This is a genomic window from Novosphingobium oxfordense, from assembly GCF_044029435.1.
GTDB lineage: Bacteria > Pseudomonadota > Alphaproteobacteria > Sphingomonadales > Sphingomonadaceae > Novosphingobium.
Genome location: NZ_CP147008.1, coordinates 1,339,821 through 1,352,416 on the forward strand (window position 1 = coordinate 1,339,821; position 12,596 = coordinate 1,352,416).

12 protein-coding genes are annotated in these 12,596 nt (G+C 62.8%); 9 read left to right on the forward strand and 3 right to left on the reverse strand.

The annotated features are described in order from the left end of the window. Position 1 precedes the first annotated feature (1 nt). Positions 2-1,666 (forward strand): ATP-binding protein, encoded by a 1,665-nt coding sequence (locus WBP07_RS28715; RefSeq protein WP_395396645.1) that lies wholly within the window; start codon positions 2-4, stop codon positions 1,664-1,666. 125 nt (positions 1,667-1,791) lie between these two features. Here WBP07_RS28715 and WBP07_RS28720 read toward each other — a convergent pair whose 3' ends face one another. Next, complete coding sequence (locus WBP07_RS28720; protein WP_395396646.1) at positions 1,792-2,610, reverse strand: sensor histidine kinase; 819 nt, start codon at positions 2,608-2,610, stop codon at positions 1,792-1,794. A 418-nt stretch (positions 2,611-3,028) separates the two neighbouring features. On the opposite strand from WBP07_RS28720, the gene WBP07_RS28725 reads away from it, so the two are divergent. The 7 genes from WBP07_RS28725 to WBP07_RS28755 all read left to right on the forward strand — a co-directional run bounded on the left by WBP07_RS28725 (position 3,029) and on the right by WBP07_RS28755 (position 8,584). Beyond that, entirely contained in the window at positions 3,029-3,790 is a 762-nt protein-coding gene (locus WBP07_RS28725) for an SDR family oxidoreductase (protein WP_395396647.1), read from the forward strand. A gap of 74 nt (positions 3,791-3,864) precedes the next feature. Then, entirely contained in the window at positions 3,865-4,281 is a 417-nt protein-coding gene (locus WBP07_RS28730; RefSeq protein WP_395396648.1) for a hypothetical protein, read from the forward strand. After that, entirely contained in the window at positions 4,278-4,736 is a 459-nt protein-coding gene (locus WBP07_RS28735) for a carboxymuconolactone decarboxylase family protein (RefSeq protein ID WP_395396649.1), read from the forward strand. Before WBP07_RS28730 ends, WBP07_RS28735 begins: the two co-directional genes overlap by 4 nt. A 103-nt stretch (positions 4,737-4,839) precedes the next feature. Continuing rightward, positions 4,840-5,451 carry a glutathione binding-like protein gene (locus WBP07_RS28740; protein ID WP_395396650.1) on the forward strand — a complete coding sequence of 204 codons (612 nt, stop codon included), beginning with the start codon at positions 4,840-4,842 and terminating at the stop codon, positions 5,449-5,451. 49 nt (positions 5,452-5,500) lie between these two features. Continuing rightward, complete coding sequence (locus WBP07_RS28745; RefSeq protein WP_395396651.1) at positions 5,501-6,682, forward strand: alpha/beta fold hydrolase; 1,182 nt, start codon at positions 5,501-5,503, stop codon at positions 6,680-6,682. A gap of 118 nt (positions 6,683-6,800) precedes the next feature. Continuing rightward, positions 6,801-7,553, forward strand: coding sequence for an SDR family oxidoreductase (locus WBP07_RS28750; RefSeq protein ID WP_395396652.1), 753 nt, complete (start codon positions 6,801-6,803; stop codon positions 7,551-7,553). 200 nt (positions 7,554-7,753) lie between these two features. Then, complete coding sequence (locus WBP07_RS28755) at positions 7,754-8,584, forward strand: alpha/beta fold hydrolase (protein WP_395398265.1); 831 nt, start codon at positions 7,754-7,756, stop codon at positions 8,582-8,584. A 396-nt stretch (positions 8,585-8,980) separates the two neighbouring features. Here WBP07_RS28755 and WBP07_RS28760 read toward each other — a convergent pair whose 3' ends face one another. Further along, positions 8,981-9,571, reverse strand: a complete 591-nt coding sequence (locus tag WBP07_RS28760) for an OsmC family protein (RefSeq protein WP_395396653.1) — start codon at positions 9,569-9,571, stop codon at positions 8,981-8,983. A 27-nt stretch (positions 9,572-9,598) separates the two neighbouring features. Beyond that, positions 9,599-10,504 carry a hypothetical protein gene (locus WBP07_RS28765; RefSeq protein WP_395396654.1) on the reverse strand — a complete coding sequence of 302 codons (906 nt, stop codon included), beginning with the start codon at positions 10,502-10,504 and terminating at the stop codon, positions 9,599-9,601. A 329-nt stretch (positions 10,505-10,833) separates the two neighbouring features. Here WBP07_RS28765 and WBP07_RS28770 point away from each other — a divergent pair, with 329 nt between their 5' ends. Continuing rightward, complete coding sequence (locus WBP07_RS28770) at positions 10,834-12,432, forward strand: alpha/beta fold hydrolase (protein ID WP_395396655.1); 1,599 nt, start codon at positions 10,834-10,836, stop codon at positions 12,430-12,432. The last annotated feature ends 164 nt before the right edge of the window (positions 12,433-12,596 follow it).

Here is a 12,596-nt window from a genome sequence, read left to right on the forward strand (position 1 = left end):
CATGCAGCATGGGCCTCAATCCCCGGAGCGGCCCGATCTTGCTGCCGTAAGCGACATTCATGGCGCGGACCTGCCGTGTTTTCGCATCGATATCGGCGGCCTGCGGCCCTACCTTGCCAATTGGCAGGCGCAACTGCCGGCATTGCCGGGGGAAATGGATTCGCTGCTTTCAAGAACGCGGATCGTCGATCTCAACGAAGCTGCGGTTCACCTGATCTTCCCGTACTCCGCGCGTGGCGGAATTACGGACAGTTCGCTTGCGGATGTCTGGCCGCGCGAAAGCCAGTCGGATCTGGCGGACTTGATCTTGGCGGTGGCCCTGTGCGCGCCGAAGGCCGGCAGGGAAGAGCGCGAAGTCCATTCGCTGGTGCTGGAGCGTCCATCGCTTGCGGTCTGGCGGGATGAAGGCGGGCAGGACGAGTTGTTCTTCTCCGTCTCCGGTCAACTGAAAAAAGACCGTACCTACTACCAGTTGTGGACGAGCGAGGCGCGATTTCGCAGGCTGATCCATTACCTTCCGGTCGCGTTGCTGCAGGTCGACGCCACTGCCATGGAGCCGATCTGGAAGCGGCTGAGGGCCGAGGGCGTGACCGACCTGTTCGCCTATCTCGACGCCCATCCCGAACTGGTGGAGTTCTCCTGCGGCGCCGTGCATGTGACGGATGCGAACCACCACGCCACGACCCTGTTCGGGCTGGACGACCCGGAACTGCTGCTGACTTCGGTGGAGTATCTTTTCGCCCATGCCCACGACACCGCGCGACGGGTGATGAATTCGCACTTCAAGGGCGATCGATCGCATACCGAGATCACCCGTATCGCGCGGTACGATGGAGAGCTGCGCGATGTGCGTATCTCGGTGACGTATCCCACGGCGCCGGAACTGCTCGATATCACGATGATCAGTCTGGAGGACGTGACCACGCGGCTGCAGACCGAGGCGCAGCTCCGCCAGATCCAGGCCGATTTCACGCATGCCGCGCGGATCTACACGCTTGGCGAGTTGACGACATCGATCGCGCATGAGGTGAACCAGCCTCTTGCGGCGATCGTCACGAATGCCGATGCCAGTTTGCGTTGGCTGGGGCGCGCCGCGCCCGACCTGACCAAGATACAGCACCTGACTTCGCGGATTGCGGCGAACGCCCGGCGGGCCGGCGACATTATCCAACGGATCCGGGGAATGGCCGCGAAACGGCGCCCGGAACGGGTGCTTCTCGATCTCAACGCCATCGTCGAAGAGGCGTTGCTGTTCGTCCGCCATGACATCGAGAACCGATCGATTACGCTCAGCACGACGCTGGCAACGGTTTCTCCACGGGTGTTGGGCGACCGCATCGAACTCCAACAGGTCCTGGTCAACCTCCTCCTGAACAGTGCGCAGGCCCTGGAGAACGGCGAACATCTTGGTGGACGCCACATCATCGTGGTCACCCGCACGAACCAGGACGGGACGGCCGTGGTCGTGATCTGCGACAATGGGCCGGGTATCCCGCCGGAACATTTCGAACGGATCTTCGACGGCTTTTTCTCCACCAAGGACGGTGGCATGGGAATAGGCCTGTCGATTTGCGAATCCATCATCGCGGCCCATCAGGGACGTATCGAGATATCGAACCGGGCCGATGGCGGCGCCAAGGTGGAAGTGACGATACCGGGTGTGTGAGGCCGGCAGACCAGACGGCTAGAGCAGTTTCCGACCCGATTGCATCGGATCAACTGCTCTAAGATTTTGGTTTGCCGCGTTTTCCGAGTCATCAGGTGATCCCACCTGATGACTCGGAAAACGCTCTAATAGGGCAGCGGATCGCTGGCGGGGAAGCTATCGGCAAGGGCCTGGTCCAGCCACTCGTCATCCCGCCGAAGCTCGGTCGTGGTGCGCTCCATCGGCAGGAGCAGGCGGATCGTGGTGCCCTCGCCAGGTGCGCTGTCGATGGTCAAGGTGCCACCAAGGTCCTGCGCGAAGCGGTGGACATTGACGAGGCCGAGGCCGGTTCCGTCCGTCTTGGTGGTGAAATAGGCATCGCACGCCTGTGCCTGGACTTCACTCGTCATTCCCGTGCCGCTGTCCGCTACTTCCAGCATGATGCCTTCCGCGGCCGCCCGCTTGGCCGCTATCACGATGAGGCCGTGTTCGGCGATGGCGCTGTCGGCGTTGAGGATGAGATCGACCAGCACGTTCTCCAGGCGGCATGGGTTGCACCGCAGGTTCGGAAGGTCCGGCGCCAGATGCAATGCCAGCGTCACGTGGTCCTTCACCAGCCATTGCAAGCGTCTTTGGCAGTTTTCGAGCATGGCTCCGAGGTCCACCAATTCGTCGGCGCGCGCATCGGGCGCCGCGAACTGAAGAAATGCCCTTACCATGCGGCCGATCTGGCTGACTCCCTCGGCCGCATCGTCGACCACGCTTGCAACTTCGTCGGGCTCCAGTTTCGCCGTCGATTTCAGGATATCGATCGTGCTGGTCAGCAATTGGACGCGGTTGCGCAGTTCGTGGGTCATGCCCCCGATCATGATCGGAAGAGCATGGGACCGCAGCGCAGCCTGTTCGCTGCGCAATTGCTGCATGGGCGGGATGCCCGTGTGATCGGGAACTGCGGATCGGGACATGGGCATCAGTAGCTCCGGGGGTGGATGAAGGGAAAAGTGAGGAGCCGGACAGGTGGGATGCTCGCCTGCCAATTCGTTGGCCGCAGGGTGAAATCGGAAAAACCCCTGCGTTCATCATCCCTGTCGCGTCCGATTGACACGGCTCCCCCAGGTGTGTGGCTTCGGGGGTTGGCGGATTTGCAGCGCCCGTTGTGGGGATGGCGATAGTCCATCGCCGGCTGCCGCTTCGGCCACGACGCCACAATGATCGCATGGAGCCGTCCGGGTTAAGTCCCGAGATAGCGGCAAGCGCCTGTACCAAACGGGGTTGGTACATCGTCATTTGCCTGTCTCGGTCCTGCCGGCGGTGGTCCCGGCCCCCTATCCCTTTGCTCGTCGGATCGACCGGCATTTGCACATGCAAGGAAAGGACAGCGCGATGAAGATCGTCGTCATCGGTGGAACGGGATTGATCGGTTCCAAGGTCGTGGCAAAGCTTGCGCAGGCGGGGCACGACGTGCTGGCCGCGGCGCCCAACACGGGCGTCAACACCTTGACTGGGGAAGGTCTGGCCGAAGCGCTGGTCGGCTGCGAGGTCGTCGTCGATCTCGCGAACTCGCCCTCGTTCGAGGATCAGGCCGCCATGGATTTCTTCAGGACGGCCGCTGCCAACCTGATGCCGGCGGAAGCTGCGGCGGGGGTGAAGCATCACATCGCCCTTTCGGTGGTAGGAACCGACCGGCTTCAGGATAGCGGCTATTTCCGCGCCAAGCTGGTGCAGGAGGTGGCGATCCGCGAAAGCGGCATTCCCTTCACCATCGTTCATGCCACGCAGTTCATGGAATTCCTGCGCGGCATCGCACAGTCGGCGATCGTCGACGATTCCGTCCACCTGTCCCATGCCTGGATCCAGCCCATGGCAGCCGACGACGTTGCCGCCGCCGTTGCTGCGGTTGCGCTCGACAAGCCGGTGGGTGGCATGGTGGAGATCGCCGGGCCGGAGAAGTTCCACCTCGACGAGATCGTGGCGCGCGTGCTGGCCTTCGACAAGGATCCCCACCCCGTCGTCACCGATCCCGAGGCCCGGTACTACGGCATTCGCCTGAACGACAATTCGCTGCTGCCTGCCGCGGGCGCCCGGCTGGGCGCGACGACGTTCGACTGGTGGCTGGCCAACGTACCGCCGCCGCCCAAGCGGTGATCGTTCCCTGGGACGTGCCGGCGCGTGCCGGTGCTTCCGGCCCAATTTCCGCAACGAAAGACACCGCCATGCTCATGAGAAGCTGCGTGATCCTTGCCCTGCTGCTCGGCGTGCTGGCGCTCGCGAACGGGGCCTTCATGCTCTACGCGCCCTCCGCCTGGTACTTCGCCGTCCCCGGCGTCACGACCACCGGTCCCTTCAACCAGCATTTCATCCGGGACATCGGGCTGGTGTTCCTGTTCCTGGGAGCGGCGTTCCTGATCGGTGCCGCACGGCCGCAATATCGCGTCGTCTGCTGGGGCGGCTCCACGGTCTGGCTGCTGGGCCACGCGCTGTTTCACTACTGGGAAGTGGCAGTGGGCATCTGCGGCCCTTCCGCCATCTTGCGCGATTTTCCGGCCGTCAGCCTGCCGGCCCTGCTCGGCCTGGCGATCACCACCTGCGCCGCCCTCAACCCCACCAAGACCGCAACTGAAGGAGAGTATCGATGACACCGCGTATGAACATCTTCCAGGCCGCACCCGATGCCATGAAGGGCATGATGGCCGTGGAAAAGTCGATCGAGGATTCCGGCCTCGAGCACGGCCTGCTCGAACTGGTGAAGCTGCGCGCATCGCAGATCAACGGCTGCGCCTTCTGCATCCACATGCATGCCAAGGATGCGGTCAAGAACGGCGAGAGCGACATGCGCATCCATCTGCTGGATGCATGGCGCGATTCCCCGCTGTTTTCCGAGCGCGAGCGTGCGGCACTCAACTGGACGGAATCGCTCACCAAAATCGCCAAGACCCACGCCCCCGATGATGCCTACGAGATGCTCAAGGCCCAGTTCGACGATAAGGAAATCGCGTACCTGACCGTCTCGATCGCGGCGATCAACTTCTGGAACAAGGTCCAGATCGGCCTGCGCGCGGTGCACCCGGTAGAGACGCCGGTCGCGGCCTGACGACTTCGCCTTGCCGGGTCCGGAAAATCGCGTCGGGATCCGGGAAGTTGGCCGGAGTGCTGCCGCTGGCGGTGCTCCGGCCATCGTATTTGGGAGATACACCATGAAGCTCTATTATTGCCCCTGGGCCTGCAGCCTTGCCGCCCATATCGTCCTTACCGAAGTGGGAGAGCCGTTCGACAGCGAGAGCGTCGATCTCAAGAAGAAGGTCACGGCCAGCGGCGGCGATTTCAATCAGGTCACACCCAAGGGATACGTTCCGGCGCTGGTGCTGAACGATGGTGAGGTCGTTACCGAGAACGTCGCCGTGCTCTACTACCTCTCGACGCTCTACCCCGCTTACGGTTTCGACCATGCGCTGGGCAGAACGCGCCTGCTGGAAGTGCTGTCCTTGGTGGCGACCGAAATCCACAAGGGTTTCAAGCCCTTCTGGCATGGGGGCAGCGAGGAGGAGAAGGCCGCCGCCAGCGTGCGACTTACCGCGCTGTTTCGCCAGATCGAAGCGGGCATGGAGGGCGACTACCTCTTCGACGCGCGCCCCACGGTGGCCGATCTCTACGTTTTCGTCATGACCCTGTGGGCCGCGCGCTTCGGTGTCGACATTCCCGAACGGCTGGTCGCCTTGCGTCGGCGCATTGGGGAGCGTGAAGGCGTGAAGGCAACGCTGCGCGCGGAAGGCATGGTAATGCCGAAGGACATGCGCGAGGAAAGCTGATCGCGGCGGCGAGTCGCTTGCAGCCGCTTTCTTCTTGCCCGGAAATGGAATGCCCATGTCGACACGCACATTCGAGTTTACCTCCCGCTCCGGCCTCCGTCTGGCGGGCCGGTTGGAAGTGCCCTCGGTTGCCGTGCGGGGGTGGGCGATCTTCGCGCATTGCTTTGCATGCGGCAAGGACAGCCACGCCGCCGTGAGGATCGCCCGTCGTCTTGCCGACGCTGGCATTGGCGTGCTCCGTTTCGATTTCACCGGCCTCGGCGGCAGTGCCGGTGATTTCGAGGGCGACTTCGAACCCGCTGATCAGGGGCGGGACGTTCAGGACTTGCTCGATGCGGCGGCGGCGATGGCGGTGCAGAATATGACGCCGTCGCTTCTGGTCGGGCATAGCCTCGGCGGTTCCGCCGTCCTCGCGGCGGCCGCATCGCTGCCGATGGTCGAGGCCGTCGCGACGATTGCAGCTCCCTTCGACATCTCGCGGATATCGGTGGATGGAGGCACTGTCTCCATCGAAGACAAAGCCTTCTACGTCGGTCGTCATCTTGCCGAGGAGCTGCGACGGCAGGAAGGGGGCAAAGGGATCGCGCAACTTGGCAGGCCGCTTCTGCTGCTTCATTCCCCGACCGACGGGGTCGTGCCGGTGGCGAGCGCGACACGGATCTATCTCTCGGCGCAGCACCCCAAGAGTTTCGTCGCTCTCGACGGGGCCGACCATCTGTTGACGCAGGAGAAAGACGCCGAATTTGCCGCCGACATGATTGCCACCTGGGCGGGGCGCTACCTGAAGACGGTGCCCGCCGATATCGCACCTCATTTCGACGCCGAAGCAAGCGAGACGGGCCTGGGCCAGTTTCAACTGGCGATGCGCGCGGGTCAAGCACAATTCCTTGCCGACGAACCTGTCGATGTCGGCGGCATGGGGAGCGGCGCCACGCCCTACAACCTGCTGTCCGCCGCGCTCGCGGCCTGCACGACGATGACCTTGCGGCTCTACGCCGCGCGGAAGAATTGGCCGGTCCGTCATATCCACACGCTGGTGAAGCACCATAAGTCGGGGCAGGGCGACCGGCCTGACACTTTTTCGCGCAGGATCGATGTGACCGGCGATGTGACCGCGGCACAGCTTGAAGAATTGCAGCAGGTGGCGGAGCGCTGCCCTGTACACCGTACTCTGGAAGCCGGATCCCGGTTCGACGTGCCAGAAGTGGAGTTACTCGCCGGGCAAAACTGAGCGCTAAATCGGTCATGCCTGATAATGGTGCACGAATTGCGGTATATCTTGGGTCTGTCTGACTGATTTGAGGAAGACCATTACTTTCAGAGACGAAAACCTCTGAAGGAATGGTTCGATGAAGATCGCAGTCATTGGCGGAACCGGGCTCATCGGCGAAAAGCTTACCGGGCGCCTGATAGCCGCGGGGCACGATGTTGCCGTAATCGCCCGCTCTCGAGGCGTCGATGTATCGACGGGCATCGGTCTGGAAGATGCTCTGGCCGGCGCAAACGTCGTCTTCGACGTGTCCAATCCGGGCTACGAGGACGCCGCGGCAATGGAAGCCTTCTTCGCGGCCGCTGGATCGAGGCTGATGCCGCTGGAGCGCGAGATCGGGGTCGGTCACCATATCCTGCTTTCTGCGGTCGGTGCAGATGCTCTTGAAGGCGGCTATTTCCGGGCGAAGCGGACGCAGGAACGCGCGGTGCAGGATGGCGGTGTGCCCTTCACGATCCTTCGCGCCACGCCGTTTTTCGAGTTCATTTACAATATCGTGGATGCCGGAGGGCAGGGCGATGCAGTGCGCCTGCCCCCAGTCCACATGCAGCCGGTCGCCGCCGACGATGTGGCCAATGCCCTGTCCCGCATGGTCTTCGCGCCTGCGACCGATCACGTCGTCGAGATTGCGGGCCCGGATCGTCGTACCTTGCCTGACCTCGCGGCGATGATCTTGACGGCTAACGAGGACGGCCGGCGGATCGTCGTGGATCAAGATGCGCCCTATTTCGGCGCTCATTTCGAAAGCGAGCCGCTCACAGGCGGGGATCATCCGCGATTTGCACCGACAAGCTTCGAAGACTGGCTGCGCCACTGGATCGCAATGGCCTGACGCGCACCCTGACGACCTGCCCCATCAATACAGGGAGATTTTCGATGATTTTTCCCACCGGCGACGGCGGTCCCGCGCCGCTCTGCGCCAGCCGCCGCCGCGTACTCGGCGGGATGGCCGCCACCGGCCTCGTCCTGAGCGGCGGGTCATTGCTGGCCGGAACCAGCCCCGCTCAACCCATCGACCATGGAGAGACCACGATGACCAACTTTACCACGCGTGACGGCACCCGCATCTTCTACAAGGACTGGGGGCCGAAGAATGCCCAGCCGATCTTCTTTCACCACGGCTGGCCGCTCAGCGCTGACGATTGGGACGCCCAGATGCTGTTCTTCCTGGATCAGGGCTACCGCGTGATCGCGCATGACCGGCGCGGTCACGGCCGCTCCGAACAGACGGACCAGAGGCACGACATGGACACCTACTCCGCAGACGTCGCCGAACTGGTCGAAGCGCTGAACCTCAGGAACGCCGTGCATATCGGTCACTCGACCGGGGGCGGCGAAGCCGCGCGCTATGTCGCCCGCGCTCGCCCTGGAAGAGTTGCGAAAGCCGTCCTCGTCGGCGCAGTGCCGCCGCTGATGCTCCAGACGCCGGCCAATCCCGGAGGCGCACCCCGCTCCGCATTCGACGAGCTACGCCGCCAACTTGCCACGAACCGTGCGCAGTTCTTCGTCGATTTTCCCAGCGGCCCGTTCTATGGCTTCAATCGCCGGATGGGCGGCGTGGTGCAATGCGTCGTCCAGAACTGGTGGCGCCAGGCCATGATGGGCGCTGCGAAAGCGCAATACGATTGCATCAAGGCGTTCTCCGAAACCGATTTCACCGAAGATCTCAAAGCGATCGCGGTGCCCACGCTGGTCATGCACGGCGATGACGACCAGATCGTCCCGATCGCAGACTCGGCGGAACTTTCGGTAAAGCTGCTCAAGCGCGGGGAACTCAAAGTGTACAAGGGGCTGCCGCATGGCATGTTGACGACCGATGCCGGGCGACTCAATCCCGACATTCTCGAATTCATCCGTCGCTGACGCATATCGGCGAGGGCATCGAATGTAGGGTACCCCCTCATTCGACGCCCTCGCCATTGCATGGGGCGAAGGTGCGTATCGAGGCCAATGATCTACCCCCCTTGCCGAGCCGCTTGAGATGTGCAGCTTTCTGCCATTTCCCGATCTCCTATGGGCGGAGGATCATAGGGATTGCAGCTATTGCTGCGGATCGGGACAAACCCGCAGACGCGTGGAAGAGGCCACGGAGATTCTCGACCCAAAGTAAGCTCTTCAGGAACGGCGGGGGCGTGTGATCTCAGTCGGCATGTAGCCGCTCGAAGCAAAGGTATGCCCTCGACCGCAGCGACCACCAATTCGTCAATTGGCAGGGAGTGGCCGTGTCCCGCTACTTGAGCGGAGCACGGCCGTGCGCTTTCAAGAAACGGACGCCTTGCTATCGACATCGATGACTTCGATGCGGCCATTCATGCAAATCGGTTGCGCGAGGTTGAAGAAATTCGGGGAGGTTTTCATGACCGCCTCGTGGATGTCCCGGAACTGCTCCACGCTGCCATTCCCCGCGAGGCGAACGGTGTAGTCGAGTTGCCGGTATCCTGGAGGCACCGCATCGTTGAGCCCGAGGAAGCCGCGCAGGTCCAATTGTCCCGAGGTTTCGATCACCAGCATATCCAGCTCTATGCCACGCACAGCCGCTTGCGCCACGTAGCCCACGGTCATGCAGGCATTGAGCGCGGACATCAGGAGTTCCTGGGGATTGGGTGCGCTGTTCGTTCCCAGCAGTTCCTCCGGCTCGTCCGCCACGATCTTGAACCGGCGGTCGATCCGCTTGCCCGCCATTTCGTAGGCTTCGACCAGGGATTCGCTTCGCGTACGTCCAGTCCAGCGGGTCTTGACGCAAAAACCGACACGGCCTTGCTCCGGGTCCGCCTGAATGGCGGCGGCAACGTCACTCAGGGCGGTGAGGTCGATACCGTTGACGATGGTATTCCTGACGGCATTTTCCATGGTGTTTCCCTTCTATTGATTGAGTTTTCAGCAGTAAGCGGGGGCGATTTCGTCCAACCGATCCATGAAATCGGGCGAGAGCCTGGCAAGCGTCTGGCGAAATCGTGGATGGGCCATGCCCGATCCCAGGAAGGTCCAACGCGATGCCTGATACTGTTGCCGGGTGAGATCGTCGCGAGCGGCAGGGGGCAGCGCTCCGACCCGCCCTTCCAGCACGGCGATGTTCATTTTCGACTGCTCGGCGAGCCCGCAGTCGAGGAAGCGGACGATATCGAGATAGCCGGAGAAGCCGGCCTCGATCTCGTCAGCGTCGAGGTTCTCGGCCAAGGCCTCCACCATCAGAGTATCGATCCGTGCGTGCTGCGCTTCCTCCATCCAGTGATGGCGCAGCAGGCTCCTGAATCGCGCTTCGATCTCACGGTCGCCGCGCACGGATTCGAGGTAATGGGCCTGCGTCATCCATTCGATGTGCAGGATGGCGAGGGCCACCGAGAGCGGCCGATGCGCGAGGACGGCGCGCCCGATGTCCTCGGCCGGCCCGATCACCGGGCAGTGCTCGCCAAAGCCGCGCCTGAAGGTTGCCGCAAAGCGCCGAAACAGGTGGATATGCTTCGCTTCCTCTCCTGCGAACTGCAGAAGCGCGCGGACGCGGTGGTCGTCGCCATTCAGCAGTGGGCGGGCATGATCGAGCACGAAGGGAAGGATGAACTCTTCCACCAGCCCGAAAAGGGCCAGATATTCGTGTCCTCGTATCTGGTTGAGCACCAGGCACTCGCCGGAAGCGAGGCCGGAATGTGCTGTTCGGGCCAGCGCTTCGGGCAGGAACGGACGGCTGAAGTCAAGCTCGGCATCGGGCGGCAGCACGTCGTCGAGCTGCCAGGTTGCCCGCTGCGACGATGCGAGCACATCGTCGTATGAGAACGTTCGGTCCATGGGGATTGCCTCCGGTAATGGGCCGCGCCTGAGGTCAGGCCAGCGCGATCGGGCCAACGGCCGTGCTGATGGCGAAGCTGGACGTCAGCGCTGCGAGCACCGCGAGGGCGAAGCAATGTGCGAATGCATGGAGAGAATTGTTCATGGGTATGTGCCTTTCACTCTGATCCTGCTGCCCTTGATTGGGCCGGTGGGATCCTTGTCGGCCCCCTGCGTGGGAACCGGCGTGGAAGGCTGCGTGGAAATTGGCGTTTGAAGCCGCATCTGGTAATTTACCACGGCAAGGTGGCGCGGGTGGGGCGATCGGCAGCGCGACCGATGGAGGGTGGATGAAGGAGCGGATTGCCCTTGATCTCGTCGGTTCCCTGGCGCTCAGGCGCGAGGGGCAAACGGTATCGCTTCCTTCTTCACGCAAGACGCGGGCTTTGCTGGCATATCTGGCCGTCGCCAACAGGCCGGTCCGGCGCGAACACTTGTGTTCGCTGCTGTGGGAGGTTCCCGACGATCCTCGGGGGGCGCTGCGTTGGAGCCTCTCCAAGCTGCGTCCGCTGGTTGACGATGTCCATCGTGTCCGGCTGATCACGGAAGGGGAGAATGTGTCGCTGGACGGCTCCGATATCGAGGGGGATTGGTTCCGCCTGCGCGATTTGGCCGGCGCAGACGTCCGCACGATCAAGGCCGAGTTGCTGGAGGCCTGTATCCCGCCAGAAGGAGAATTCCTTGAAGGCGCCGAGATCCGCGCCAGTGAGGCGTTCCAGGCGTGGCTCGTTGCGATGCGCGAGGATACGCGGCGCTGGCAGGTGACGATCCTGCGCGAACTGGTCGGCCGGTTTGCGGAGCAGGACGAGAAGCGTGCGCAGGCCCTTGCGCTTGCGCGTCGCTGGTGTGAGCTTGACCCTTACGACGCGATTGCCCGTACAGCCGTGATCGACCTGCTGCGTTCAAGCGGGCGCGTGCAAGAGGCCGAGCAGCAACGCGGAGCGGCGGTGAGAGCGCTGGATGCGGCCGAGATCGCCATTCCCAACGGACTTCGCGGCCCGATCGGACCGGTAGCCGCAACGACTGCCGTCGCGCCCAGCGAAGAGCTGTATCAACAAGTGCGTTTCTGCACGGCAAGGGATGGCACCGGCCTCGCCTATTCGAGCGTCGGCAGCGGGCCCCCTCTGGTAAAGACGGCCAACTGGCTCAACCATCTCGAACACGATTTCGACAGTCCGGTGTGGAGTCACTGGATCCGGAATCTGGCGCAATATCGCACCTTGTTCCGCTATGACGAGCGGGGCAACGGACTGTCCGACTGGAATGTCCGCGATATCGGCTTCGAGGCTTTCGTCGACGATCTTTCCAGCGTGGTGGATGCGGCCGGGTTGGAGCGCTTCGATCTGTTCGGGGTGTCGCAAGGGTGCAGCGTGGCGATCGCCTATGCGGTTCGCCACCCGGAGCGGGTTCGCAAGCTGGTACTCTATGGAGGCTATTCGCTGGGATGGGAATTGCGTGACACGCCGGAAGAGGTGGCGATGCGCCGGGCCATGATCACCTTGACCGGGACTGGTTGGGGCCGGAACAATGCCGCGTTTCGGCAAATGTTCACCTCGCTGTTCTTTCCCGACATGCCGCCGCCGGCGGCTGACTGGTTCAACGAGCTGCAGAGGATTTCCGCCTCGCCCGAGAATGCCGTCCGGCTTCAAGAGGCATTCGGCAAGATCGATGTCCGAGACCTGGTGCCGAAGGTGGCAAGACCCACGCTGGTGCTTCACGCGGATAAGGATGCGGTCATTCCGTTTTCGTCAGGAAGAGGACTGGCCGCGGCCATTCCGGATTCCCAATTTGTACAGCTCGATACCCGAAACCATCTGGTTCTGGAGGAAGAGCCGGCTTGGCCGCGAGCGGCTAGTGCGATCAGGGCCTTTCTGGAAGCCGATTTCTAGACAGACAATGCAGTTTCCGACCAAATCGTCGCCATTCCGTCTGGCCGCAGGATAATCCGCTATCGACAATCGCGGACATTGCGTGCGCCGGTCGTTACAGATACACACCGGTTGCACCGGGACCAAGCAACCTCCCGGACAGGCCTTACGCCCAAGTGTTGCCT

Bases quoted from the DNA above. Each gene is read 5' to 3' on its own strand.
- WBP07_RS28715 (WP_395396645.1), top strand. From the start codon at position 2: ATGCAGCATGGGCCTCAATCCCCGGAGCGGCCCGATCTTGCTGCCGTA.
- WBP07_RS28720 (WP_395396646.1), bottom strand. From the start codon at position 2,610: ATGTCCCGATCCGCAGTTCCCGATCACACGGGCATCCCGCCCATGCAG.
- WBP07_RS28725 (WP_395396647.1), top strand. From the start codon at position 3,029: ATGAAGATCGTCGTCATCGGTGGAACGGGATTGATCGGTTCCAAGGTC.
- WBP07_RS28730 (WP_395396648.1), top strand. From the start codon at position 3,865: ATGAGAAGCTGCGTGATCCTTGCCCTGCTGCTCGGCGTGCTGGCGCTC.
- WBP07_RS28735 (WP_395396649.1), top strand. From the start codon at position 4,278: ATGACACCGCGTATGAACATCTTCCAGGCCGCACCCGATGCCATGAAG.
- WBP07_RS28740 (WP_395396650.1), top strand. From the start codon at position 4,840: ATGAAGCTCTATTATTGCCCCTGGGCCTGCAGCCTTGCCGCCCATATC.
- WBP07_RS28745 (WP_395396651.1), top strand. From the start codon at position 5,501: ATGCCCATGTCGACACGCACATTCGAGTTTACCTCCCGCTCCGGCCTC.
- WBP07_RS28750 (WP_395396652.1), top strand. From the start codon at position 6,801: ATGAAGATCGCAGTCATTGGCGGAACCGGGCTCATCGGCGAAAAGCTT.
- WBP07_RS28755 (WP_395398265.1), top strand. From the start codon at position 7,754: ATGACCAACTTTACCACGCGTGACGGCACCCGCATCTTCTACAAGGAC.
- WBP07_RS28760 (WP_395396653.1), bottom strand. From the start codon at position 9,571: ATGGAAAATGCCGTCAGGAATACCATCGTCAACGGTATCGACCTCACC.
- WBP07_RS28765 (WP_395396654.1), bottom strand. From the start codon at position 10,504: ATGGACCGAACGTTCTCATACGACGATGTGCTCGCATCGTCGCAGCGG.
- WBP07_RS28770 (WP_395396655.1), top strand. From the start codon at position 10,834: ATGAAGGAGCGGATTGCCCTTGATCTCGTCGGTTCCCTGGCGCTCAGG.